At 74.0% G+C, this 25,082-nt stretch carries 21 protein-coding genes; 6 read left to right on the forward strand and 15 right to left on the reverse strand.

The window, feature by feature from the left end:
• The first annotated feature begins 288 nt into the window (after positions 1–288).
• The 3 genes from DMA15_RS28530 (at position 289) to DMA15_RS28540 (ending at position 2,531) form a co-directional block, all read left to right on the forward strand.
• Positions 289–1,452, forward strand: coding sequence for an ATP-binding protein (locus DMA15_RS28530; protein WP_125515599.1), 1,164 nt, complete (start codon positions 289–291; stop codon positions 1,450–1,452).
• Positions 1,449–1,784 (forward strand): nucleotide pyrophosphohydrolase, encoded by a 336-nt coding sequence (locus DMA15_RS28535; RefSeq protein WP_125515600.1) that lies wholly within the window; start codon positions 1,449–1,451, stop codon positions 1,782–1,784. Before DMA15_RS28530 ends, DMA15_RS28535 begins: the two co-directional genes overlap by 4 nt.
• Positions 1,785–2,048: 264 nt before the next feature.
• A complete protein-coding gene (locus DMA15_RS28540) occupies positions 2,049–2,531 on the forward strand; it encodes a DUF6099 family protein (RefSeq protein WP_125515601.1) in 483 nt (160 codons plus the stop codon).
• 122 nt (positions 2,532–2,653) lie between these two features.
• Here DMA15_RS28540 and DMA15_RS28545 read toward each other — a convergent pair whose 3' ends face one another.
• Positions 2,654–2,911, reverse strand: coding sequence for a hypothetical protein (locus DMA15_RS28545; protein WP_125515602.1), 258 nt, complete (start codon positions 2,909–2,911; stop codon positions 2,654–2,656).
• Positions 2,912–3,159: 248 nt separating this feature from the next.
• Between DMA15_RS28545 and DMA15_RS28550 the strand changes: the two genes are divergently transcribed.
• Together DMA15_RS28550 and DMA15_RS28555 are read left to right on the forward strand one after the other, a co-directional pair.
• On the forward strand, positions 3,160–4,083 hold the full coding sequence (locus DMA15_RS28550; protein ID WP_125515603.1) for an LLM class F420-dependent oxidoreductase: 924 nt from the start codon (positions 3,160–3,162) through the stop codon (positions 4,081–4,083).
• 243 nt (positions 4,084–4,326) lie between these two features.
• Complete coding sequence (locus DMA15_RS28555) at positions 4,327–5,190, forward strand: SGNH/GDSL hydrolase family protein (protein WP_206302860.1); 864 nt, start codon at positions 4,327–4,329, stop codon at positions 5,188–5,190.
• A gap of 166 nt (positions 5,191–5,356) precedes the next feature.
• Here DMA15_RS28555 and DMA15_RS28560 read toward each other — a convergent pair whose 3' ends face one another.
• The 14 genes from DMA15_RS28560 to DMA15_RS28625 form a co-directional block, all read right to left on the reverse strand.
• Positions 5,357–6,586 carry an acyltransferase gene (locus tag DMA15_RS28560; protein WP_125515604.1) on the reverse strand — a complete coding sequence of 410 codons (1,230 nt, stop codon included), beginning with the start codon at positions 6,584–6,586 and terminating at the stop codon, positions 5,357–5,359.
• A 9-nt stretch (positions 6,587–6,595) separates the two neighbouring features.
• Positions 6,596–7,459, reverse strand: a complete 864-nt coding sequence (locus DMA15_RS28565) for an SGNH/GDSL hydrolase family protein (protein ID WP_164551841.1) — start codon at positions 7,457–7,459, stop codon at positions 6,596–6,598.
• Between the two features lie 120 nt (positions 7,460–7,579).
• Positions 7,580–8,773, reverse strand: a complete 1,194-nt coding sequence (locus DMA15_RS28570) for a discoidin domain-containing protein (RefSeq protein ID WP_125515605.1) — start codon at positions 8,771–8,773, stop codon at positions 7,580–7,582.
• Position 8,774: 1 nt separating this feature from the next.
• The gene (locus DMA15_RS28575; RefSeq protein WP_125515606.1) at positions 8,775–9,392 is read right to left on the reverse strand and encodes a phage tail protein; all 618 of its coding nucleotides are present in this window, start codon (positions 9,390–9,392) and stop codon (positions 8,775–8,777) included.
• The gene (locus DMA15_RS28580) at positions 9,389–11,368 is read right to left on the reverse strand and encodes a putative baseplate assembly protein (RefSeq protein WP_125515607.1); all 1,980 of its coding nucleotides are present in this window, start codon (positions 11,366–11,368) and stop codon (positions 9,389–9,391) included. The genes DMA15_RS28575 and DMA15_RS28580 overlap by 4 nt, the downstream gene beginning before the upstream one ends.
• A 6-nt stretch (positions 11,369–11,374) precedes the next feature.
• Positions 11,375–11,788: a GPW/gp25 family protein gene (locus DMA15_RS28585; protein WP_125515608.1), complete on the reverse strand. Its 414-nt coding sequence runs from the start codon at positions 11,786–11,788 to the stop codon at positions 11,375–11,377.
• 62 nt (positions 11,789–11,850) lie between these two features.
• Positions 11,851–13,746, reverse strand: a complete 1,896-nt coding sequence (locus DMA15_RS28590) for a VgrG-related protein (RefSeq protein ID WP_125515609.1) — start codon at positions 13,744–13,746, stop codon at positions 11,851–11,853.
• 19 nt (positions 13,747–13,765) lie between these two features.
• A complete protein-coding gene (locus DMA15_RS28595) occupies positions 13,766–14,515 on the reverse strand; it encodes a LysM peptidoglycan-binding domain-containing protein (RefSeq protein WP_125515610.1) in 750 nt (249 codons plus the stop codon).
• 1 nt (position 14,516) lies between these two features.
• Entirely contained in the window at positions 14,517–14,954 is a 438-nt protein-coding gene (locus tag DMA15_RS28600) for a phage tail protein (RefSeq protein ID WP_125515611.1), read from the reverse strand.
• A gap of 56 nt (positions 14,955–15,010) precedes the next feature.
• Positions 15,011–17,614 (reverse strand): hypothetical protein, encoded by a 2,604-nt coding sequence (locus tag DMA15_RS38040; protein WP_125515612.1) that lies wholly within the window; start codon positions 17,612–17,614, stop codon positions 15,011–15,013.
• A 773-nt stretch (positions 17,615–18,387) separates the two neighbouring features.
• A complete protein-coding gene (locus tag DMA15_RS36800) occupies positions 18,388–18,546 on the reverse strand; it encodes a DUF6760 family protein (RefSeq protein ID WP_164551842.1) in 159 nt (52 codons plus the stop codon).
• Positions 18,543–18,989, reverse strand: coding sequence for a hypothetical protein (locus DMA15_RS28615; protein ID WP_125515613.1), 447 nt, complete (start codon positions 18,987–18,989; stop codon positions 18,543–18,545). The genes DMA15_RS36800 and DMA15_RS28615 overlap by 4 nt, the downstream gene beginning before the upstream one ends.
• Positions 18,989–19,432: a phage tail protein gene (locus DMA15_RS28620; protein ID WP_125515614.1), complete on the reverse strand. Its 444-nt coding sequence runs from the start codon at positions 19,430–19,432 to the stop codon at positions 18,989–18,991. Before DMA15_RS28620 ends, DMA15_RS28615 begins: the two co-directional genes overlap by 1 nt.
• 55 nt (positions 19,433–19,487) lie before the next feature.
• Entirely contained in the window at positions 19,488–21,092 is a 1,605-nt protein-coding gene (locus tag DMA15_RS28625; RefSeq protein WP_125515615.1) for a phage tail sheath subtilisin-like domain-containing protein, read from the reverse strand.
• 575 nt (positions 21,093–21,667) lie between these two features.
• On the opposite strand from DMA15_RS28625, the gene DMA15_RS38045 reads away from it, so the two are divergent.
• Positions 21,668–24,985 carry a BTAD domain-containing putative transcriptional regulator gene (locus tag DMA15_RS38045; protein WP_164551843.1) on the forward strand — a complete coding sequence of 1,106 codons (3,318 nt, stop codon included), beginning with the start codon at positions 21,668–21,670 and terminating at the stop codon, positions 24,983–24,985.
• Positions 24,986–25,082: the final 97 nt, after the last annotated feature.

A 25,082-nucleotide genomic window follows, 5' to 3' on the forward strand; every position in this document is an offset into this window, starting at 1 on the left:
CGCCTGGCTCCTGGTCGTGTGGGAGACGTGGTGCGGGGCCAGGATGATTTCGGGACCAGGAGCGGAACGCGTCAATCCGCGCTCTCCTCACCCTCCCGGCGCAGCGCTTTCACCAGAGAAACGTCACTTCTGAAGCGGTGAGGGAGTGAGACGGCGGCCGCCCGTACTCCGTACTCCGTAGCCCGTCGCGGGTCCGTGCCGAGGGGCCTTTCGGGTGAATCCCCCGATCGTAGGAAGGTCCGCCGGGCGGAACGGTTCGCCCCGTTCACGGCCGCTTAGCTTCCGGACATGACGGTGCATACTCCGGTGCCGGCCGCTCGGCCGCCGGCAGGTCAGGGCCGGCCGCAGGTCACGGAGGTGCGGCTCTCCGCCTTCGCCGGGCACCGCGGCACGGTGCTCCCGCTCGGCGCGCTGACGCTGATCACGGGGCCCAGCGGCAGCGGCAAGTCCAGCGCGATGCGTGCGTGCGAGGCGTTGGCGCGGCTCGGCGCCGGGGCCGAACTGGCCGACGTCTTCGACGACCCCGCGGCGTGCGTGCCCGAGCGCGCCCGCGCCGACGGCCAGCGGCGGCGCGGGTTCCGTATCGGCTGCACGGTGGAGGGGCCCGCCGGAACCGTCCGGCTCGACCTCGCCGTCCAGGCCGAGCCCGAGTTGCGCGTCGTCGGCGAACGGTTGACCCGCGACGGCCTCGTCCTGCTGGAGACGGCGCTGCGCGACCCGGGACGCCGCATGGTCCAGGCGGCCTGGCACACCGCGGGCACGGCTCCCGTGACCCGCGCCCCGATGCCGGACGACCGGCTCGGCACGGCGCTCGTGCCGCTGCGCGTGGCGGGCAAGACCGACGGGCAGCGGCTGGTGCTCGCGGCGGCCGAGCAGGTGGTGGTCGCGCTGCGCTCGGCGTTCCCCTGCGACCCGCGGCCCGGCCGGATGCGAGCGCCGGTCCCGGCGGGGCTGATCGGCGCGGGCCGCCTGCTGAGCGGCTGCGACAACCTCGCCGAAGTCCTGTGGCGCACCCGCTCCGAGTGCGCCGTACGCCACGCGCTGCTCGTCTCGGCGGCGCGCGACGGCTGCGCGGGGCCGGTCACCGACGTCTTCGCGGAGGAGGCTCGGGACGGCTCGGTGCGGGCCGTCGTGGACCGGGGCGGCGGCGTCCGTACGCCGCTCGCGCGGCTCGGCGACGGCGAGTTGCGGTTCCTGGCCCTGGCGCTGGTCCTGCTGACCGGCCCCGGCGTGCTCGCCGTCGACCCGGTGGCGGAGGTGCCCGCGGCGTATCAGACGCTCACCGTCCTCGCCGACGACCTCGACCGCCGCCTGGACGCCCGGCAGACGCGGGCGCTCGGCGAACTGGCGGCGCGGACCTGTGCGCGCGGTCACATCCGCCTGGTCGGCGCGGTGCGGGAGGCGGGCTGGGCGGCCCACGCCGGGGCCTCGGTGGTAGACCTGGAGCCGTGACGGAACGACTTGATGTAGCGGGACTGCAGCGCAGGCTGGCCGAGTTCGCGGCGGCCCGCGACTGGGAGCGGTACCACACCCCGAAGAACCTGGCCGCCGCGCTGAGCGTGGAGGCGTCCGAACTGGTCGAGATCTTCCAGTGGTTGACGCCGGAGGAGTCGGAGCGGGTGATGAAGGACCCGGACTCCGCGCACCGGGTGACGGACGAGGTCGCCGATGTCCTCGCGTATCTGCTGCAGTTCTGCGAGGTCCTGGGGATCGACGCGCTGGCCGCGCTCGCGGCGAAGATCGAACGGAACGAGGAGCGGTTTCCTGCGGCCGGGGGGCAGTGACGGCCGTGACGTCCATGATGTCCACCGCGTGCGCGCCGCGCGCCCTCCGCGTGCGCGGCAGTCGGCCTCAGGGCCCTCCACGGACCCCTTCTCCGACGCTTTCGTCACCCTTCGTAGTGAATGGCTTGTCCAATCTCGATTGCTTGTCCACAGATTTCCGGCTTCCCCTGGCTTTTCGACCGGATGAGTATCACTCTGGGTAGTGGATGCGGGAGTTCGGGCGGGCGTGCGGCGTGTGCGCGCGGGAGGGATGGGGGGTTGCGCATGAACGCGATGCGGCTCATCGAGGCGAACCGGCGCGCCCTGGCGCGGAGTGAGGAGCCGGTCGCGATCGTCATGGAGGTGTGGCAGTCGCAGGCGCTCGCGCAGGCGATCGGCAGCCGCCTCGCGGTCGCGGGCCCTCCGGAGTTACGGGGGGAGGCGCTGGGCCTGAGCGAAGTCGGCGGCCGGGCGTGCGGAGTGCTCGACGCCCCGCGTCTGGGGACGGAGGACATCCGGGCGGCGCGGCTGACGGAGACGGGGGAGGCGCAGGATGTCCTGCTCGCGCTGGACCAACTGCTCGGCGAGGTCGGCATCGCGCTCGTCGGGGTCGCCATGGGCGCCGCGGACGAGGGGGTGTACTGGCAGTGCATGGAGGCGATAGACGCCGCCGACGAGTCGCGGGACCGGGTCCTCGAAATGCTGCGCAGGCTCGCGGTGCGGGAGCGGGGCCTGCCGGAGCCGGACTCGGCGGCGGACCCGGCATGAGAGGCCGGAGCACGGCCTCGACGAAGCGACGCCCTCGCCCCACGCCGCGGGTGCGCCCCCGCCCCGCTGAGGCGCGGGCTCCGGCAAGTCGGCTCCCAGGGCCCGGAGGGCCACGGCTCCGCCTATGCGGGCGGTCGCTGTCCTGCGGGCGTGGGCGCTTGGGGCTCGGCGGAGGTGAGCTGCCATGGCTCCCCGGAGCCGGGCGGCTGCGGGGCCGTGGAGGCGGACTGCTGGAGGTCGGCGTCGAGTTGGGTCAGGTCCGCGTTGAGCGCGGCCATCAGCTCCTCCATCTGCTGGAGCAGACCCTTCGGTGCGCCCTGCGGCGCGGGCACGGACGGATCCTGCGCTGCCTCCTGCTCGGGCACGGCTTCCTGGGACATCACGGCCTCCTCGGCCCTCGCCCTCCCGGCGGGGGAGGGCAGTTGACGCGAGCGACGCCCCGGCAGCGGCCGCCGGCGCGGGTGCCGGGCGGTCCGGCTCCGCCCGAGCCAACGATCTCCCGGCGGGCCGGGTCACTGGGGCGGGCTGGTCGCAGCGGCCCCGTTGACGGTTTTTCACCCGACCGGGGCGGCCGGGGACCGGCGCGACCGGCGGGGTTGACGGACGTTCGAGCGTGCAGGATGGAGCCATGGATCTTCGAATCTTCACCGAGCCCCAGCAAGGGGCCACCTACGACACTCTGCTCACCGTCGCCAAGGCCGCGGAGGACCTCGGCTTTGACGCGTTCTTCCGCTCCGACCACTACCTGCGCATGGGTGCCGCCGACGGCTTGCCCGGCCCGACGGACGCGTGGATCACGCTGGCCGGGCTCGCGCGGGAGACCAAGCGGATCAGGCTGGGCACGCTCATGACCGCCGGTACCTTCCGGCTGCCCGGCGTGCTCGCGATCCAGGTGGCGCAGGTCGACCAGATGTCGGGCGGCCGGGTCGAACTGGGCCTGGGCGCGGGCTGGTTCGAGGAGGAGCACAAGGCGTACGGCATCCCCTTCCCGAAGGAGAAGTTCGCCCGCCTCGAGGAGCAGCTGGAGATCGTCACCGGCCTGTGGGCCACGGAGATCGGCCAGACCTTCGACTATGACGGCAAGCACTACCAGCTCACCGACTCCCCGGCCCTGCCGAAGCCCGCGCAGGCCAAGGTGCCGGTCCTCATCGGCGGCCACGGAGCGACGCGCACGCCGCGGCTCGCCGCACAGTTCGCCGATGAGTTCAATATCCCGTTCGCCTCGATCGAGGACAGTGAGCGCCAGTTCGGCAGGGTCCGGGCGGCCGCCGAGCAGGCCGGGCGCAAGGGTGACGAGCTGGTGTACTCCAGCGCGCTGGTGGCCTGCATCGGCAAGGACGACGCGGAGGTCGCCCGGCGCGCGGCGGTCATCGGCCGGGACGTGGACGAGCTGAAGGCCAACGGCCTGGCGGGCTCCCCGGCGGAGGTCGTCGACAAGATCGGACGCTATGAGGCGATCGGCGCGAGCCGGATCTACCTCCAGTGCCTGGACCTCTCCGACCTGGATCACCTGGAACTCATCTCCTCGCAGGTGCAGTCCCAGCTGTCCTAGCCCCGCGGCAGGCCCCAGCCTCGCGGCAGCCTGGGCCGTGGGCCCTCGGCCGAACGGGCGGCCCCTCATACGTGGCCGCCGGGCGCACCCCTCCGGTGCCCGGCGGCCACTCCTCCGCCCCGGTTGTGATGCGTCACAAACCGCGCTCGGCGACTCTGGAGTACGTTCCACCTCCGTTTCCGCGGCAGGACCGCAGGATGTGAGGCGCGGTACTTCGGGCTGTCGAGGATGACGGAGGTCGGTATGAGGCTGCGCGGACGTTTCGGGGCGGGGTGCGCGGCGGTGGCCGCGGGGGCGGCGGTCGCCGCCCTGACCACACCGGCACAGGCCATGGACGGGGCGCCCCGGGAGCCCCTGGAGTATGTGGCGCTGGGGGACTCCGCGGCGGCGGGCCCGCTCATCCCGCAGCAGGACGTCAACCTCCTGTGCCTGCGGTCGAACCGCAACTACCCCTCGGTGGCGGCGAAGGCGCTCGGCGCCCGGCTGACCGACGTGAGCTGTTCGGGCGCCACCACGAAGGATCTCGCGGGCCGCAGGCTCGGGGTGCTGCCGCCGCAGTTCGACGCGCTGAGCAAGAGCACGGATTTGATATCGGTCACCATCGGGGCCAATGACAGCGGGCTGTTCCAGCAGGCGCTCGGCTGTATCAACTTCCTCCCCGAGCCGGTCGGCGCGTCCTGCGCGGACCGGCTCACGAAGGGCGGTGGGGACCGGCTCGGCGAGGCCGTCGCCAAGTGGGCGCCGACGTTCGGCGCGGCGCTGGAGGAGATGAAGCGGCGCTCCCCGCACGCGAGGATCGTCGTCACGGGGTACGGCACGTACATACGCGAGGGCGGCTGCCATCCCAGGCAGCCGGTCTGGGCCCGCGACGGCGACTATCTCCAGGGCGTCATGGACAAGATCAGCGCGGCGGCCCGGGAGCAGGCGAAGGCGCACGGCGCGCGGTTCGTGGACATGGCGGCGCTCACGGTGGGGCACGACATCTGCGCCGCGCCGAAGGACCGCTACCTGGAGGGCCTGGTCCCCGCGCACGCGGCGGCCCCGCTGCACCCGAACGAGCAGGGCATGGCCGTCTATGGCAACGCCGTTGCCGCCGCGGCCCGTTGAGCGGGGCCGGAGTGATGCGGTCCGTCCGCCGGGCGGCGGCACTGCTGGCCTCGGCGGCCCTGGCGGGCGCCCCGCCGTCCGCCGCCGCCGACGGGGGCCTCGTCAGGAGCGCCGCCGCTGACCGGGGCTTCGCCAGGCGCCGCCCACCACGAAGACTTCGCTGCTGTCAGCCACCGTCGGAGGTTAGCCGAGTGACGTCGACCGAGCCCGCCCCGGTCGCGGGTTCGGGGACGGCCGCCCACAGGGCCACCAGCGCGAGACCCGTGGCGAGGACGGCGGCGGCGTCGGTGCGGCCGTGCGCCCAGCGGGCCCGGAACCGTACCGGGTCCTCCACCAGGACCTTGGAGAGCCAGGCCGCGGCCGCGGAGACCGCGATGACGACGGCCGTGCGGGGCCACCCCGACAGGCCGAGGCGGTCCTCGTCGAGGAGGACGAAGACGGGCCAGTGCCAGAGGTAGAGGCTGTAGGAGACGAGCCCCGCCCAGCGCAGGGGAGCGCTGCCAAGGAGCCGCCCGACGGGGCTGGCGGGTGCCCGCGCCAGACAGGCGATGAGCAGGGCGGCGCCCAGGGCGTGGAGGAACAGGCCGCCGCGGAACAGCGAGGGTGAGTTCTGTCCGTCGCACGCGATCCAGTACGCCCCGAGCGCGCAGAGCAGGAGCAGGCAGATCCGGCCGGTGGCCCGTTCGCCCACGCGGGCCAGGAGACGGGAGGCCGGCGCGGTCGCCATGAGCGCGCCGAGCAGCAGCGAGAAGGCGCGGGTGTCCGTGCCCTCGTACACACGCGTGGTGTCGGTGGCGAGGGCGGGCGACGCGGCGAGGGCGACCATGACGGCGAGCGAGGCCGCCGCGCCGACCGCCGCCACGAGGGCGACACGCGCCTCGGCCCCGCGGCCGCGCGCCGCCACCCACAGGACCAGCGGCCAGACCAGATAGAACTGCTCCTCGACGGCGATGCTCCACAGGTGGCTGAACACCCGGGTGTCGGCGGCGTTCCAGTACCCGATCTGGTCGGCGACGAAGTGCCAGTTGGCGAGGTTCGCGACCACCCACGGGGTGTCGTTGAGCGCGAACCGCAGCAGGTGCGGTGGCCCGAACGCCCATACGAGGATGAGTGTGCCGGCGACCATGACGGCCAGCGCGGGCAGCAGACGGCGGGCCCGCCGCCCCCAGAAGGCGACGAGATCGAGGCGGCCGTCGCCGGAGGCGGCCTCCTTCAGGAGCAGGCCGGTGATGAGGAACCCGGAGAGCACGAAGAACAGGTCGACACCGAGGAAGCCGCCGCCGAAGTGCCCCGCGTGGAAGAGCAGCACGCCGAGGACGGCGAGGCCGCGCAGCCCGTCCAGCGGGGCGATGTGCCTGCGGCGGACGGGCGCCTCGGTCACCGTGGGTGCGGACATGGCCGCGGGCTACTTGCAGCCGAGGGGGCCGTACACCTTGTCGCTCGTCCACGAGCCGGTGGCCCACCGGTCGGCAGGCACGGGCGTGAACGCGTACTGCTTGCCGAGTTCCTTGGTCAGCCACTGGGCGAACGCGGCCGAACCCTGCTGGCAGGAGTGGATGCCGTCCTTGCCGCGCTGCGCCTTGGCCGCGCCGGCGTCGGTGCCCCACAGCGCCGACGCGTCCAGCAACCGCACTTTTCCCCGATGCTTCTCCGCGACCTCCTTGGCGGACTTCGGGGCGGTCTTGATCTCGGCCTCGTGCGGCTTGTAGAAGTCGTCGAGCTTGAAGGGCGGCGCGGAGACGATGACGAGGTCGGCGCCCGCGTCGTTCACGGTCTTCGCCAGCTTCTCGTAGCCCGCGCGCTGCTCGTCCGGCTTGCCCCAGTCGTAGGTGGTGATCTGGTACGCGACGACGCTGGGCTTGGCGGACTCCAGCTTCTTCGGCAGTTCGTCCCAGGTGGGCTTGGCGATCTTGCCGATGACGCCGCCGCCGCCCGCGGCCGCCATCGACGTGAACGCCGTCCCGTCCGCCTTCAGCGCGGCGCCCAGGGCAGGTGCCTCGGCCTCGCCGATGGAGTCGCCCATCCACAGCAGGCTCGGCAGCTTCGCGTTCGGCTCCGCCTTCTCGGCGGAGGAGCCGGAGGAGGCGCCCGCGGCCCTGCCGGAGCCGGCGCCCTTGTCGTCGCCCTGCCCGCCGCAAGCGGTGACGGCGAGCATGCCCGCCGCGGCGAGCAGGGCGATCCCCGCGGTCAGGCGGACGGTGTGGCGGGGGCGCGGGCGCGGGCGGCGGAGCGTGCGGGAGTCGGACCGGGTGGTGTCGGTGTTGTTCATGCCCTCCAGCGAAACCGATGAAAGCGCAGGTCGGGAGGGCTGTCATCGTTTGCTCACAGAGCGGTGGAGGTCCCGTCACGCGGGGCGCGCGTGACGGTCATCTCCGGCACGGGAAGCCGTCTACTGCCCCGTCGAGCGGCCGAAGAACTCCAGCTCGGCGACGGCCACCTGGCGGTCCTTGCCCGTGCCGTACGCGGAGCGCAGGATCAGCCGGGCGCTCACCGCGTCCCGTACGCGTACGTCGATCTTCTGCACACCCCCGTCGTTGATCCGGCGGTGCAGGGTGTGCTCCTTGCCCGCCGAGTCGCTGACCACCAGGTCGAACTCCATGGGCCTGGCCTGCTCGGCGGCCTGCGCGGTGCGCGCGGAGGTGCCGGGGGTGATCAGGAGGTTGAGCAGGTCGGTGGGCTGGCCGAAGTCGGCCTGGATCCACTGGCCCGCCGAGTCACCCGCGTAACCCGTGCCCCACCAGGTGTTGGAGTAGCCGTCGAAGGCGAGCTTCGCTGCCTGCTTAGGGGCGGCGTGCGAGGCGCTGGAATCGGTGGGGTGGACGGGCACCCGCTTGGCGAAGTGGTCCTGCACGGCCCGCGCGGCCGGGGGCCCGCCGAAGATCCCGCCCACCACCAGACCGGCGATCACCGCGATGCCCACGGCCCGGGCGATCCACCGGGTGCGGTCACGGTCCAGGCGCGGCCGCTGACCCGCGTAGGGGCCCTCGGCGGTGGGGGCGGCGGAGTCCTTCAGGGGGTTGGCGCAGCTGCGGCAGAAGTGGCGGCGGGCAGCGTTGGGCGTCCCGCAGCTCCGGCAGGCCGCGCCGGACTCGGGCTCGGCGGGTACGGCGGCCTGGCGCACCCGGGGGCGCGCCGCCTCGGGCCTGCCCGGCAGGACACCGCCCGGAGTCTCCGGGGGCGCGACCGGCGCGGAGGCCTCCGGCACGGGGACGAGCAGGGAGCGTATGGCGGTGTCGGACACGGCGGCGTCGTCCGGGGCGGCGGAGGGGGACGCGCCGCGATCGGCCTGTTCGGGGCCGGCCGCCGGAAGCGGGACGGTGGTGTCGGCGCCACCGGAGGCGGGCTCGGTGGCGGACGCGGGGGCGGGCGTCGAAGGGGAAGCGGGCGCGGGCGTCGGGCCCGGCTCCGCGGAGGGCGCGTTCGAGGGTCCCGCCGGGGAGTCCCAGCGCAGGAAGGCGCCGCAGGAGTCGCAGAAGGACTGACCGCGCTGCCGGGCGGGGGTGCCGCATTCGGGGCACGGGGGCGTGGTGGAAGGGGAGTGGGGCATCTCGTCCGTCTCGGGCTGCTCGGGCTGCTCGGGCATCTCAGGTTCCTTCAGGGGAAGGCGTGGTGGTCACCTCGGCCGTGAAGGGGAGGTGTGCGGGGCGGGCGGCGGCGACGACCGACCGCAGCCGGTGCGGGTCCACCGACGCGGGTCCGGGCACGCGCAGGGTGACGTGCAGGGCGGGGCGCGGGGTGCCGGGGAAGGCGCCGAGCGGGCGCGCGGACCAGGACGCGCCGCCGCTCTCGCTGATCTGCGGCCGTATGCCGAAGGCGAGTTCGACGGCGGCGGACAGGCCGCGCCGGGTGCCGCGCACGCGGTGCAGCGCGACGGCGGAGGCCACCGCGTGCCGCCGCGTCGCCAGCGGCTCGGTGCCGTCCAGCTCCGTTCCGACCCAGTCCGTCAGCCACCCGAGGAAGTCCTCGGGCGCCAGGGCGGGCGTGAAGTACGCCTCCAGACAGTCCAGGACGGTGAAGACGGGTGCGAGCACGACATCGAGCCCGGAGACGAACCGCAACGCGAAGTCGTCGTCCGCGAACACGGCGGGCAGCTGCTCGCCGAGCGGATGCGCGGAGACAAGCCCGGGCAGCGAGCCGCGCCCGGGAGCCGGGCGTCCACCCGGCTTGCGCAGATCGGCGGCCCGTGGCTGCGGCGTCGTCATCGCGCCTCGATGACACGTACGCGGTGGTCGAACGGGAACAGCAGGGCGGACGGCGTGAGTTCGATGCGGTCGGTGGCGTCGCCGCGGCGGCCGGTGAGGGGGTCGGCGGGGTGCAGGAGGACCTCGTCGACCAGCTCCACGCCCGGCACGCGCTGGAGCGCGGCGAAGATCTCACCGGCGCGCAGCGGACGCCCGAACGGCCAGCCCGCCCCGTGCGCCCCGCCGGTCAGCGGGTCCAGATAGGCGTAGAGCGCGTCGAGCGCGTCGGCCCGCACCCGCTCGGCCTCGGCGGCGCGGAACGAGTGGAGCGTGGCGACGACCGTGACGCCCTGGTAGAAGGGCGGCCCGACCGCGAGCCGGGTGCCGATCGGGCGGCGGTCGTCCAGGAAGTGCGTGACGCGGGCGAGGAGTTCGTCGCCCGGCACCAGCTGCTCGAAGCGCAGGCGGCCGCCGCGGTCCGGCACGGCCTGCGGGACGACGAGGACACGGACCGCGTTCTCACCCGCGTCGGACGCCTCCGCGGCCAGGCAGTGGATGCGGGCGGTCTCGGGCGCCGCGCGCCGCGCCAGCTCCTCGTAGTCGCGCGCGGTCACCGCGCGCTCCTGCGCGCGCAGCGCGATCGGCGCGCGCACCTTCGCCTCCTGCACGGTCTCGCCGTCCACCCCGCCGCGCGCCGCCTCGCGGTTCTCCACGCGGGAGACGTACGGGATGGAGCTGCGCAGCACCTGGATCGCGCCGCGCGCCACATTGCCCGCGCGCCCGCCGCCGGTGCGGTAGCGCGTGGCGCGGATCGCGGCGCCCTTGGCGGGCACCGCGCCGAACTGCCGCAGCGTGCCGTCCGGTTCGCGGACCGCGGGCCCGAAGGCGATCTCGCCGGTCGCCGCGTCGAGGGTGACGTGGCGGTCGTACGGGCCCGACGCGGCGAAGTGGTCCACGACCTGCCACTCCTGCCAGCCCAGAGCCTCCTCGTCGGAGTTCCCGGAGTCCTCCGCGACCTCGAGGAGCAGCGGCGGCCGGTCCGCGACGACCGGCGCCTGCGCGAGCCGCACGCGCTGGCCGGGCACGCCCGTGGAGTCGCCGAGCGGTTCATCGCGTACGACATCGGCGTGTGCGACGGCGGTCGTGCCGCCGATGGTGAACGCGGACGCGGCCCGCACGGTCGGCGACGCGCTGTAGAACGGCTGGCCCTGGGCGGCCTCGACGACCCGGCAGCGCAGCCAGCCCGCGTCCTGCCGGCCGATCCGGGAGACGAGGTGCCCGGAGGGGATGTGCAGGACCACGTCACCGGGCCGGTTGAGGCCGCCGGTGGAGTCCTCCTCCACCTCGCACTCCGTCCACCCCTCCGCGGTCCACGCCTCCCACACCAGCGGCGGCTGGCGCGGGTCGACGCCGACGCCGTCGACGCGGCTGTCCAGTTGCAGCACGGCCACGCAGGCGGGCACCGCCGCGCTGAGCCCGAAGAGCAGCGTGTCGCCGGGCCGCGGATGCTCGGCGAAGACGCCCACGTCACGCCCGCCGAACACATCCTGCCCGCAGTCCTGCGGCGTGCCGCCCGCCTCCTGGCGCAGCACGGCGTCCAGTTCGCAGGGCACCACCGTCAGATCCGCCTCGGTCGCGAAGGCCACCGCCTCCTCGGTCTCGGTGCGGCCGGTGGCCACCTCCGTCCCGGCGGGCAGCACCACCGGCTCGGCCTGGGGCGCGGAGAGCCAGAAGGTGACGTCGGCGCGGGCCGCGGAGGGCGGGAAGAGGGTGACGCCGAGCAGGTCGAGGAAGGCCAGGTGGTTCTTCTCCGGCACGCGGTTGAGGCGGTAGACGACCTGGTCGGCCATGTGCGCGACGGCCTCGACGAGGGTGACGCCCGGGTCGGAGACGTTGTGGTCGGTCCACTCCGGGCAGCGCTGCTGGATGTAGCGCTTGGCGTCGTCGACGAACTGCTGGAAGCGCCGGTCGTCGAGGTGGGGTGCGGGCAGGGCCATCGGACTTCAGACTCCGCTCTCTGATTCCGTGGACGGGATCACGTAGAAGGGAAAGACGAGGCTGCGCGGGTTGTTGACGCCGCGCACGGTGTAGCTCACGTCGATGAACAGGACGGACGGGTCGTCGGGCGCCGGGCTGACCTCGACGTCCAGGACCTCGATGCGGGGCTCCCACCGGTCGAGCGAGGAGCGCACCTCGTACCGGATGCGGCCCGCCGTCGCCTCGTTGACGGGCGCGAACACCAAGTCGTGGACGGCACAGCCGAATTCGGGTCGCATCGGCCGCTCTCCGGGCGCGGTGGCGAGCACGAGCCGGATCGACTCCTCGATCTCGCGCTCGCGGCGGGCCAGCGCGATGCCGCCGCCCGCGTCGGTGCGCAGCGGGAACGTCCAGCCCGCGCCGACGAACTGCTCACTCATGTCCTTCCGCCTCCCTCGGCATGCCCCTCGGCCTCACCGCATCGCCCTTCGGTTCGACCCCACTAGAACGGCAGGCCGTTGCGCAGGACGGCCGGGGCGTTCAGCGTGACCGTGGCCACCGAGTTGACCGCGACCGCGCCGACCGCGGTGACGGCGACCGCGGCGGCCGCGTTGACGGAGACGGCACCGGCCGACTTCAGGCTGACGGCACCGGCCGCGTTGATGTCCGCCACGGCCCCCGCGGTGACGCCGAACTTGGCGCCCGCCTTGATGTCGACCGCCCCGCCGGCGCTCATCGTCAGCGAGCCGCCCGCGGTCAGCGACAGATTGCCGCCCGCCCTGATGCTGACGTTGCGGGTCCCGGAGATGGACACCGAACCGTCGCTCTGGATGGTCACGCTGGTGCGCGTCTCGTCCATGTGGACGGTGAGCCGCCCGTTGCCCGTCTGGAGCCGGATACCGCTCTTCATACGGGACTTGGCGTCCACCAGCTCGACGGTGTGACCGCTGCGCGAGGAGATCGAGCGCCAGTTGACCCGGCCGCTCGTCGGATCGACGGCGGGCAGCCCGTCCGTACCCGGCGTCGGCTTGTCGACGCCGTTGTACAGCCCGGCGAGCACATACGGATGCTCCAGCGAGCCCCGGTCGAAGGCGACGAGCACCTCGTCACCGACCTCGGGCAGCATCAGCCCGCCGCCCCGTACCCCGCCCAGCTGCGCGATGCGGCACCAGTCGCTCTCGTACGTGTCCGAGAGCCAGGGGAACCGCAGCTTCACGCGGTTCAGCCTGAGCGGATCCTTGGCGTTGCTGACCAGGGCCATGGCGACGCCCGGCATCGGCGGGGCGGCGTCGGCGCCCCCGGAGGCGAGCCCGTACAGCGAGCGGAACTGCCGTCCCGAGACGGTCAGCCACGTCGTGAACTGCCGCCCGGACTCGAAGACATGGCGCACGCCGGTCGCCGTGTACTTCCCCTCGAAGGGGAAACCGGCGCCCTTCAACGCCACCGGGCGCCCGGGCCGCAGCTCGGGGTTGCCGGTGACGGCGACTTCCACCTCCGCGAACGACCCCGCCACATCGTCCGCCAACGCCCGTGCCGCATGGGTGACTTGGGCCTGCGTGGTGAACGGCGTGCGGGTCTCCGTCAACTCGGCCTTGCCGAAGGGCTGCGAGAGCTGGGCGGGCGTGATGTCGGCGACGATGTCCTTGCTGGTGATCGCGGGTGAGATGGCGGACAGCGTCCGCTTGCCCCGCATGTCCCAGCCGCGCGCACCCGCCGTGGCGACCTGTCCGGCTGCGGTCACCGCGACCCGGCTGTGCAGGGCGTTGTGCCCGAATTCGAGGACGTACGGGCTCTGCGCGGCGGGAGTCGTGTCGGCGGGCGCGCCCGCGGCGGGCGTCAGCTTGGCGAAACACAGCTTCCCGTCCTCGTCGAACGACAGGTGGGTGTCGTTCTCCTGGGCGAGGCGCGAGAGGAAGTCCCAGTCGGTGATGTTCGGCTGGGTGGCAAGCTCGTACACGGTCTGCGTCGCGTCGATCTTGCCGAGCTTCAGTCTGCTCGACGCGGCCACACGCCGCACGATGTCGGAGGCGGTCATGTTCGGGAAGCCCTGCACGCGGCGGTTGCGCAGCAGCCGGTGGCCGGGGTCGTAGCCGCGTACGACGAGGGACTTGCCGCCCGCGTCGGCGTCCACCTCCAGGGCAGTCACCTCACCGGTCAGCATCGGTTTGCCGCGCACGCCGTCCGTGAACGGAGACAGGACGGCCTCGGCCCCCACCTTGATCTGCGGGAACTTCTCCAGAATGTCGCCGCCGGTGTCGGCGAAGGTCAGCTGGAAGGCGGACGGCACGTTCACGCTGGAGTCCACCCAGCCCTCGACGAGCAGCACGGCGAGCTTGTCCGGCAGCCGGGAACCGCCGATCTCGGCGTGCAGGACGCTCGTATACGTCTTCTCACTCATCGCGTGTACGTCTTCTCACTCATGCGGACTCCACGTGGGCGCGGGCCGGGCGGGCCTCTTCGGCGGCGGGCAGCAGCAGTTCCGTGCCGGGCCTCAGCCGCATCGGGTCGTCGATGTCATTGGCCTCGGCGATCAGCCGCCAGCGGGTGGCGTCCCCGTACTCCCGCCACGCCAGCGAGGCCAGCGAGTCCCCGGCGACGGTGCGGTGCACGCGGCGGGCCGAGAGCGCGCCGGACGTCGGGTTCTGCCCCTTGGTGGCCATCGCTACCTCGGTGAGCGCCAGCGCGCAGGTGGCGCGGATCGGCTCGCCCGTCGGATTGAACAGGGTGTACGTCGCACTGACACTGGTCACGTACGCCACGAACTGCACGGTGTTGAACGACCCCCAGGAGAACCGCACCCAGGGCGGCGACGGCCGCTTGGAGGTGATGCTCTGCGGGGTCACCTCGCAGCAGGAGAGCAACAGCTCCACCTGCTTCTGCACCTTGCCGGAGTTCGGCGCGCCCGACGAGTCGAGGAACACCTCCAGCTGGAGCGTGGCGGGCACGGACCCGGTGAACTTCGGCGGCGCGCCCCGCATATAGGCGACCGCGGGCTGCGTGCGCCACTCGGCGGAGCGGCCCAGCTGCAACTGCGTCGGGTTGAACTGGAACTCGACCTCGCCGATCTTCCCGCCCATGGACCCGCCCAGATCGGTGGGCGGCTGATGGATGGCGAGCGCGGCCCGCACCAGGCTCGCCCCCGCCTTGCCGCCGGTCGGCGCGGCCATCTCAGGCACCCCCCGCGTCGGTGAACCCGTGGTGCGCGATCTCCAGCGTCTCGGTCGCCACGCTCGGACTGTCCGGACTCAGGCTCGGCCCCTGCCAGCGCACGGGCAGCACCTCGACGAGCCCCCACTGCGCGACGACGGAACCGTCCGCGCGCAGGGCCGCGATCTGGGCCGTGGGCCGGGTGATCCCGGTGGCGATGGAGGAGATCCACGCGGCGACGCGGGAGGTGTCCGCGGTCAGGGGCCGGGTGAGGCGGATGGTGGAGAAGGTCACGCGGGTGGGCAACTGCCAGACGAACCCGTTGTTGCCGCCTTCCTGCCGTTGCTCGACCTCCACCTCGGAGGAGAGCCCGTCGCACCCGTTGAACAGGCCGAGGTCCTGGCCGTCGGTGGTCAGCTTGAAGAAGACGGTGGAGCCGGGGTCAAGGGTCGAGGGCATGGGTTCTTTCCTGGGGCGGATGTCGGAGGCCGGAGGGGGTGGAGTGAGGGCAGGGCTCAGCGGCCGTGGTCGCGGAGCCGCCCGATCCGCTCGCGGTCACCGCGAAGTTCGGCGCGGAGGAGGCGCGAGAGGGGGGCGAGGAGACGCCGGGCCAGGTCGTCGAGGTCGGCGGGGGTGGCTTCGGGGGCGGGGCTGGAGGGCCCGGGGTGCGCTGCGGGCTCGGTGGGGCGGGTGCGGGTGGTGGGCTTGTTGTCTGTGGGGGTGGTGGTACGGGTGACCGGGGTGGGCGGCTGCGGCTGGGGTTGCGGCTGAGGTTGAGGGGGAGGGGGCGAGGCAGGGGTGGGCTCGGGTCGGCGTCGCTGGACGGTGGTGCGGCGGGCCGGGGGAGCGGGGGCCTGGCGCGGTGCTCGGGGGTAGGGCTTGCTCAGGGGTACGACGGCGGGGGTGGCGGCCACGGGTGAGGGGCCGCCCACGGGGTGCGGGGCGGCGCTCTCGGCGGCCTGGAGCGGCACGGGGGCCGGGGCGGTCCGTGGGGCGGGGGTGGTGGGGCCGGCTGCCGGGGCCTGGGCGGTCAGGCTTCGGGAGGGGGCCAGGGGGAGGGCGGTACCGGGGGCGGCGGGCCGGTAACTGCCGGACGAGAGAGGGAGGTTGAGTGGGACGACGGGGAGGGGCAGAGGCGCGCTGGTGGGGGCGCTGACCTTCTCCGTCGGGGAGTGGGGTGTGGCCCTCTGCACGGGGGTGGCCGGTGTGCCGGTGGGGGTGTGCGGGGCCTTTGCCGGGGAGGCGGCGGCCTGCTGCGTGGGCGTGACTGGCGTGCCGATGGGGGTGCGGCGGGCGCCGGTTCGGGGGGCCGGGGTGGCGCTCGCGTGGGTGTGCGGAAGCCGCGCCGGGGTGACGGGCGCGTTGACGGGGGGCTGGCGGGTGCTGGCCTCGGGTGCCGGGGGGCTGCTCTTGTGGGGGTGCGGGGGCGCGGCGGGGGTGGTCGTGGCCTTCTGTACGGGGGTGGTGGGGGCGTGGTGGGGGCTGGGTTGGGGTGCCGGGGCGGGCGCGGCAGGGGTTTGCGCGGGCGGGGGAGTGTTGCTCTGGGGGTGCGGGCGCTTCTCCGGGGCGATTGGCGCGCCGACGGGGGACGGGTTGGTGCCGGTCCGGGAAGGCGAGGGGGTGCTGTCGGCGGTGGTGGCCTGGGGAGGGGCCGGGGTGGGCGCGGTCTTCTGGACCGGGGCGTGGCGGGTGCCGGTTTGCGGTGCCGGGGTGCGCGGGGGCGCTGCCGTGGTGCGGGCGGCCTTCTGCACGGGCGTGATCGGCGCGCCGATGGGGGAGCGCCGGGTGCCGGACGAGGGCGCCCGGGTGGCCGCGGCGGGGGCTTGACGCGGTGCCGGGGTGCTGCTCTCGGGAGCGTTCGCCGGAGTGGCCGGCGAGCTGGCGGGGGTCTGCCTGTCCCGGGGAGTGTTGTTTCCGTCGGCGTGCTGGGGCCTCGCCGTAGCGGGGGCGATCGGTGAGCCGACGGCAGGCGTGGCGGGGGGCTGCGGGGGCGAGGGGGTGTGGCTCGCGGTGGTGTGCGGGGTTCCCGTGGCGGAGGGGGTGATCGGCGCGCTGGGGCGGCTGCCGGGATGCGGTGCCGGGGCGGGTGCGGCGGGGTTCTGCGCAGGCGAGGGAGTCTTGCCTGTGGGGGCCTTCGCCGCGGAGGGGGTGGTCGGGGCGCTGGCTGGGGTGTGGTCGGCACTGCGCTGCGGGTGCGCGGCCCGATTCTGCGCGGGCGAGGGCGTGTCGCTTGCGGTGGTGTGCGGGGTTTCCGTGGCGGAGGGGGCGATCGGCGCGCTGGGGCGGCTGCCGGGGTGCGGTGCCGGGGCGGGCGTGGTGGAGTTCTGCGCAGGCGAGGGAGTCTTGCCTGTGGTGGTGTGGGAGGCCTTCGCTGCGGAGGGGGTGGCGGGGGCGCTGGCTGGGGTGTGGTGGGCGCTGCGCTGCGGGGGCGTGGCGGGGTTCTGCGCAGGCGAGGGGGTCTTGCCTGTGGTGGTGTGCGAGGCCTCCGCGCTGGAGGGGTTGGTCGGGGTGCTGACGGGGGCGTGGTGCTCGCTGCGCTGCGGGGGCGTGGCCGGGTTCTGCGCGGGCGAGGGCGTGTTGTTCGCGGCCTTCGCCGCGGAGGGGGCGATCGGGGCGGGGGCGTGGTCGGCACTGCGCTGCGAAGGCGTGTTGCTTGCGGTGGTGTGCGGGGTCTCCGCCGCCGAGGGGGTGATCGGCGCGCGGGGGGTGTCGCGGTGAGGCGGCGCGGCCGGCGGCTGCTGGTTCAGCGGCTGGCCGAGTCCCGCGCGGGGGCGCTCACTTGGGGCGGCGCCGGAGTCCGGTGCGGGGCGCTGGACCCGGCGTACGCGAGGCCGCCGCTGTACGGGCTGGATGGGGGAATCCGCCCGTACAGCGACGGGGTCTGTTGCCGCCGACGCGTTCCCGGAAGCGGGAGCGGCGGCCGGCATCCCCGGACCGGCGGGGGGCACCGGCCCGGGGACATCTATGGGCCGGACCGAGGCGTCCGGCGTGGTGGGCGCACCGCTCGCGGCAGCGGGCGGTGCCGTAGGCGTGGCGCCGACGGCGAACAGCTGCCGCTGCGGCACCGCGCTCGGCGCCGCCGACACCAGCGGGGAACGCCCCTTCGGCGTCGGCCGCACCAAGGGCACGGCACGGGAACCCGTTGCCGCCGAGGAGGGAGCTTCGGGGCGCCGGACCGCAGGGCCCGCGGGGGTGCTGTCGCCTACCGTCCCGCTGCTGCGGCTCGGGGCCGCCGCGTTCCGGGCGCTGGTAAGCGGCGTGGAGCTGGCGAGGGGCGCGGTCTGGGTAGGCGGCTTGTGTCGTACGGGGTGGGGCGCCTCGGCGGCCGGAGCGGCGTCAGGCGTTCCGGCACCCTGCCGTGCGGCCCTGCCGCCCTCAGCGTCGCTCCGGACAGAGCCGCCGACCGGCGACGCCCCCGAGGCACCCCCAGCATCCGCCTCGCCCGCCAACTCCCCACCCGCCAACGACCGCACAGGCAGACTCAACGAGGGCAGCTCAAGGCTCCCCGGCCGCCCGGCCACGGGTGTGAGGACGTCACGGAGCAGCCCGCCAGGAGCGGAGGCCTCCACGGCGTGACCCAACTGCCGACCCAGCGAGGGGTCCTGATGCGTGGCGAGCAGCGCGCCAAAGCCTTGCTCGGCAACCGTACGAGGCGCCGCGAGCACACGCTGGACCGGCGGCACGGAAACCCAGTCACGGTCCCGTACGCCTGACACAGCCTCAGCACGCGCGTCGGCACCGGCACCGAGGTCAGCCCCGCGAGACGCCTCCACGGCCCCGTGCCTCCGCGCCCCCCGCCGCCACCCGAACAAGCCCATCACTTACCTCGACTCACCAACCAACGACGCCTGACATTCCTACGCCCAACAGGCGCCCGCGCCCGCACCGCCCCTCACTGCCCGGCCTCCGCCCGCTCCACCAGCCTCGCCGTCCGCGCCACGTACGCGCGCCGGTCCGCGTGTTCGAGGTCGAGGATGTCGTCCATGCCCCAGTGGAAGTGGTAGGCGAGGTACGCGACTTCCTCCTCGATGCGGTCGGCCGCGTACGTCACGATTCCCCCAGGCGGCTCCCGGCCAGCTCCACCTCGAAGGACTCCGCGCAGTGCGGGCACGCCACGGCCGCCCGCGTGTGCCCCTCCGCGTTGATCTGCCGGTAGAAGTCCTGGAGGAAGGCGAGGTCGGAGGCGAACATGTTCTCCACCGTGCCGTCGTGGACCGAGCCGAGCGTGCCGAGCCGGGTGATGACCCGGCCGAGCAGGACCACCGAGAGATACGCGGGGTTCTCCCGCACGCGCACGTCCCGCAGCGGGACCAGCTCGTCGCGCGCCGTCGCCAGCCGCATCGCACCGGCGCGGTGCACGGTCCCGGACTCGTCCACGAAGCCACGCGGCAACTCGAACTCGAACTCCGTACGCAGGGGTTCACGGACCCCCGCCACGCCCCCCGGGGCGGACGCCGCCCCGGGTGCCACTCCTGCCGGGCCTTCGCGCCGCATTATTCGATGACCAGCTCTTCGAAGACGATGGTGACCTGCTCGGTCAGCGCGGCCGCGTCGCCCGCCTTGACCCCGCTGGTCTCCACCTTGCTGCACCAGGCGTTGCGCAGGTTGTACCGCTTCACCGGGTTGTTCTGGTAGTCCATCATCATGATCGTGGCGTTCTTGCGCGCCGAACCCATGTCGCCCGCGATGGACTTGTTGATCCACTCGCTGAAGACGGGGCTCTGCGTCATGCCGCGGGTGACCGTGCACTCGCCGGCCTTCTTCACGCCGGGCATCTTCTTCACGACGGGCTTACCGTCCGCCGACACCTGCTGGTACTCGATGACGTCCTGCTCCATCGAAAGGCCGCTGACCTCTTGCAGGTACTCGACCATGACGCCGTCGATCTGGAGGCCGAAGTTGTGTGTGGTGAGGGCGTCACCGGGCTGAAGGGACAAGGGAGTTCACTCCTGTTGTGGTTCTCGTGGGCGGTGCTCGACGTGCGTACGCGGTCTACTCCTCCAGCTCGCCGCCCCCGCCGGAGAACTGCGCGAGCCGGAACACCACGAACTCGGCGGGCTTGACCGGCGCGATGCCGATCTCGCAGACGACCCGGCCGAGGTCGACCGACTCGACGGGGTTGGTCTCCGCGTCGCACTTCACGTAGAACGCGTCCTCGGGGCGCGAGCCGAACAGCGCGCCCGAACGCCACTCGTTGACCAGGAACGCCGAGACGTTGCGGCGGATGCGCGCCCACAGCGCCTGGTCGTTCGGCTCGAACACCACCCACTGGGTGCCGATCAGGATCGACTCCTCCAGGTAGTTGAAGTAGCGGCGCACGTTCAGATAGCGCCAGGCCGGGTCGGACGCCATCGTGCGCGCGCCCCACACCCGGATGCCGCGTCCCGGGAAGGCGCGGATGCAGTTGACGCCGACCGGGTTGAGCAGGTCCTGCTCGCCCCGGGTGATCTGGAGCTCCAGGTCCACCGCGCCGCGCACGATCTCGTTGGCCGGTGCCTTGTGCACGCCGCGCTCGGAGTCGTTGCGCGCCCACACGCCCGCCATGTGACCGGACGGCGGCACGACCACCGACTGGCCGGTCGCCGGGTCGAAGGACTTGATCCACGGGTAGTAGAGAGCCGCGTAACGCGAGTCGTAGCCCGCCAACTCCTGCCGCCACTGCCGCACCTGACGGGCATTCAGCGACGGGGGCGGGTCGATGATGGCCATCCGGTCGCCCATCAGCTCGCAGTGCGCGATCAGTCCGAGCTGGACGGCCTTGACCTGCTCCTCGTCGATGAGGCCCTGCTGGTAGGCGGCCATCAGGTCGGGCACCGCCACCATGTTGACCTCGTCCAGCGCCTCCAGGCCGCCGAATCCGGTGCGGTCGGCGGAGTCGCCGATGAACTGGGCGGTCTCCACGCGGGGCGCGGCCTCCCTCGGCGCGGCCGTCGCGGGTACGGCGGCGGGCGCGGGCGGCACGAGCGTCACGGACTGGGCCTCGGGCTTGGCCAACTGGCCGCCCGCCGATGCCTCTTCGAGCACGATGGTCTTGGAGCGCTGCTTGACCTGGGTGACGACGTAGTTGCGCGCGGTCTTCTTCGCGCTCACGTCGAAGCTCTCGACGACCTTCTCGCCGTCCTTGACGATCAGCTTGAAGCGGTCCGCCGCGCTCTCGCCCTCGCCGTCCTGCACCTCGACGGTGAGCGCCCCGCCGTTGCCGGTGCCCGCGGCGATCGCCGACACCGTGAACGCGCCGAGCGCCACGGGCTCGCCCGCGGTCAGCTCCTTGGGCGCCTGCGCGGGGGCCGCGGCCTGCTGCCGCGGGTCGGTGCCGTCGGCGGTGTCGGTGTCGGTGCCGCCGACTCGTACGACGTACGCGGCGGAACCGCCGTTGTTGAAGAACCCGTAGACGGAGTGCGCCAGGTAGTACCCGTCCGTGAACTCGCCGAACGCCGCCACGTACTGGGACCAGTTGGTCACCAGCGTCGGCTCGTTCAGCGGCCCGCGCGGCGCCAGACCGACGAAGGCCGCCACGGATGTGCCGACGCCCTCGATGGGGCGCGAACCGCTGGCCACTTCTTCGATGTAGACACCGGGGGACAGATACGTGGGCATGGGGCCTGGCTCTCTTCCTGGACGCGAGGAAAAACTGGAGGGGAAGACGGGAGTAGAACGATGTCCCAGACGCGGGCCGGTGCGTAGAGACAAACGGACGTCAACGAGGGCAGACGCCGCTGCCCGTTCGGCCGCCGGGCGGGGCTCCGCGGCGAGAGCGGGTGCGGGGGCGCGGACCGGGGCGCCGGGGGGTTGTCGGCGGGGCAGCGGGCGTTGCCCGTCCGGACACACGCGCAGGCGCGGGGACGGGTGGGAGCCGGGCCGCGTTCCACCCGGCCACCGCTTACGGCCGAATGTGCGTGGACTCTGGCGCATATGCCCCGCACCACGTCTCAGCGGCGTCAATACCTGGTCAACAAGGTGGCGCAAGTGCACGGGGTGCGTCGGCAGGCCGGTGCGATTGTCGTAACGTTTGGTGCGGATGGTCCTCTGCGGCCAGTACGAACGGGCACATTCGCGGGGCGTCACGGGGCAAGGGGTGCGGGCTGACGATGCGGGGCGACGCGGACGGCGGTCCGGGCCGGTACGGCGAGTCGGGCCGAGAAGGTGAGCGTGGCCGGAACGGTGATTCCGGCATGCGAAAGGAGCGGGCGGGCGGCCGGGGCGGCTTCGGTGGGGCGTTGTGGTTCCAGGTCCTCGGACCGGTGCGCGCCCTGCGCGACGGGCAACCGCTGAAGCTCGGCTCACCGCAACAGCGCGCGACCCTCGCCGTACTGCTGCTGCGCGACGGACGGCCCGTCTCCACGTCGGAGCTGGTGGACGCGTTGTGGGGCGAGGAACCTCCGCCGCGCGCGGTGGGCACGCTGCGTACGTACGTCTCCCGGCTGCGTTCCCTGCTCGAACCGGACCGGCGCTCCCGCGAACCCGCCCGGCTCCTCGTCTCCGCGGGCGACGGCTACGCGCTGCGGGTGCCGCGCACCGCCCTGGACGCGTGCGAGCTGGAGGACCGGGTGGCCGCGGCGCGGCGCATGCGTGCCGCCGGACAACACGCCGACGCCCACGCCGAGTTGACGGCCGCCCTCGCGCTGTCGGACGGCACCCCGCTCGCCGGTCTGCCCGGCCCCTACGCCGGACGCCAGCGCGACCGGCTCACCGAACTGTCCGTCACCGCCCAGGAGGAACTCTTCGCCTGCGCCCTTGAACTGGGCTGCCACGGCGAGACGACCGCTCCTTTGCGCGCCTTCGCCGCCGAGCACCCCCTGCGCGAGCCCGCCCAGGCCCTGCTGATGCTGGCCCTGCACCGCGCGGGCCGGCAGGCGGACGCGCTCGCGGTGTACGAGGCCACGCGCCGCACGCTCGCGGCGGAACTCGGCGTCGACCCGGGCCGGGAACTCGCCGCGCTGCACGAGGGGCTGCTCAAGGGCACCCCGCCGCCACCTTCCGCCAGCCCCGGCGCCCGCTTGTCGGACGTCCGGTCCTCAGACGTAGTCCGGCCCCCCGGGGCTCGCCCGTCAGACGACAGCCCCGCAGAAAACCAGGCATCAGGCAACCAGACATCAGGCAAGCGGACCTCGGGCGGCTGGGCTTCGGGCGGCCGGGCCTCGGGCAACCACCCCCCAGCCCTCCGCGCGCCAGGCCTCGGCTGCTCGGACGTCCACCCTCCAGCCGTCCGCACCTCCCGCGCCCCCCTCCCAGACATCCGCTCCTCGGACAACCGCGCCCTCCCCCCACAGCCCCGCCCCACCCCCCTGACCCCCGCCCAGCTCCTCCCCACCATCCCCGACTTCGCCGGACGCGAGGCCGAGATACGCCTCCTGGGCGAGACCCTGCGCCGCGCCGCGTCCGGCGACGCCATGGCCGTCGCGACGCTCACCGGACTCGGCGGCGTCGGCAAGACCGCCCTGGCCGTGCACGTCGCGCACGCCTTACGCGAGGACTTCCCCGACGGACAGCTCTACGTGGACCTGCGCGGCGCCGACCCCGCGCCCGGCGCCGCCCCCGGCGTGGACAGCGGCAGCGCGCTCACCGGCTTCCTGCGCGCCCTCGGCGTACCCGAGAGCGCCGTGCCCGACGGTCTGGACCAGCAGACCGCCCTGTACCGGTCGCTGCTGGCCGGGCGCCGCGTCCTCGTACTCCTCGACAACGCCCGCGACAGCGCGCAGGTGCGGCCCCTGCTGCCCGGCACCCCGGGCTGCGCGGTCCTGGTGACCAGCCGTTCGCGGACCATCACGCTGCCCGGCGCGCGCCTCGTCGACGTCGAGACGATGGACGAGCGGGAGGCCCTCGGCCTGCTCGCCGCCATGATCGGCCACGACCGCGTGGCCGACGAACCGGCCGCCGCCCGCGAACTGGTCGCCACCTGCGGCGGACTGCCGCTCGCCGTCCGTATCGCCGCCGCCCGGCTCGCCGCGAGGCCCGGCCGCTCCGTCGCCGACCTCGCCGCCCGGCTGCGCGGCGAGCACCGCAGGCTGGACGAGCTGCGCGTGGACGACCTCGGCGTCGAGGCCACCTTCCGGCTCGGCTACGAGGCGCTCGCCCCCGGCCTGGCCCGCGCCTTCCGCGTGGTGTCGCTCTGTTACATGCCCTCCTTCTGCCGGGGAGCCGCGGGCGCCCTGCTCGACGTGGACGACGAGGAAGCGGAGACGGCCGTGGAGCGGCTTGTCGACGCGGGCCTCATGGAGCTGCACGGCGAGGACCGCTACCGCTTCCACGACCTGGTCGGGCTCTTCGCGAGGCAGCTGTGCGACCGCCACGAGAGTGCCGAGGAGCGGGCCGCCGCCCGGCTGCGCTTCCTCGACTACGTCCTCGCCACCGTCATCACCGCCATCCGCCACACGAAACCGCACAGCGTCCTGCCCGGCCTGCTGCACCGGCCGGCCTCCCCGGGCAAGACCCTGCCGGACGAGGCCGCCGCGCGGGACTGGCTCGTCGTCGCGCACTCCCGCCTGTACGCGGCCGCCGAGAACGCCCTGCGCTACGTCCAGGACCTCCCCGGCGCCGCGGAGGGCAACGGCGTCCCGCCCGGCCTGCGCCCCACCGTCGACCTCCTCACCGCCTGGTCCCACCTGCTGGCCGGGACCGCCCGCCACCGCGACCTGGAGCCGCTCGCCGAACTCGCCCTGGACACCGCCCGACGGCACGGCGACGACCTCTGCGCGGCCCGCGCCCTGCGCCTCCTCGGCGCCCCGCACTACGGCACCGAGACCTACGGCCGCGCCGAGCGGATGCTGCGCGAGAGCCTGCGCCTCGCCGCGTCGGCGGGCGACCCGCTCGTCGGCGCCGAGGGCAGCCACGAACTGGGCATCGTCCTCATGGGCACCGGCCGCCCCGAGGACGCCCTGGAGCAACTGCGGCTCGCGTACGCGCGGTTCGGCGCACTCGGCGGCCACAGCGACCGCGTCCGCGTCCTGTCCCACATGGCACGGGTGTACGTCGCCCTCGGGCGCCGCGCGGAAGCCGACACCGCGCTGTCCGAAGCGGTGGGCCAGGCACGGGAGTCGGGCAGTACGTCCACTCTCGCGCACGTCCTCTACCAGGCGGGCTGCGCCCTGCTCGCGGACGGCCGCGCCGCCGAGGCCGCCGACCGGCTGCGCGAGGCACGCCGCCTGCACGCCCGCGCACGCGACCCGCGCTGGGAGGCCCTGTGCTGGGCCCGCCTCGCCACCTGCGAACTGGACCTGGGCAGTCCCGGCAAGGCCATGGACTGCGCGGACGCGGCGCTGGCCGTCGAGGGCGAGCTGGGGGACGCCTTCTGCCACGCCCTGGCGATGGCCGCGCGGGGCCGGGCGCTGCTCACCCTCGGCGACCTCGACCGGGCCAGGGGCGCCCTGCTGATCGCCTACCGCGTCCTCGACCGGCGCGGCGCCACGGAGGCCGCCGGCATCGCCGCGCTCCTCGCCCAGTGGAAGCCGCGCACGGGCGCGCCCCGGCCCGTGCTCTCGGCCCGCGGCTGAGCCCCGGCCCCGCCGAGCCCTCGCGGCCCGTACGGGAGGGCAGTCGGGGCTGCCCCTGACGTGGCCCTTTCGTACAAAGAGAGAGGCCGCGGCGCCC

This window comes from Streptomyces sp. WAC 01529, assembly GCF_003945545.1.
Taxonomy (GTDB): Bacteria; Actinomycetota; Actinomycetes; order Streptomycetales; family Streptomycetaceae; genus Streptomyces; species Streptomyces anatolicus.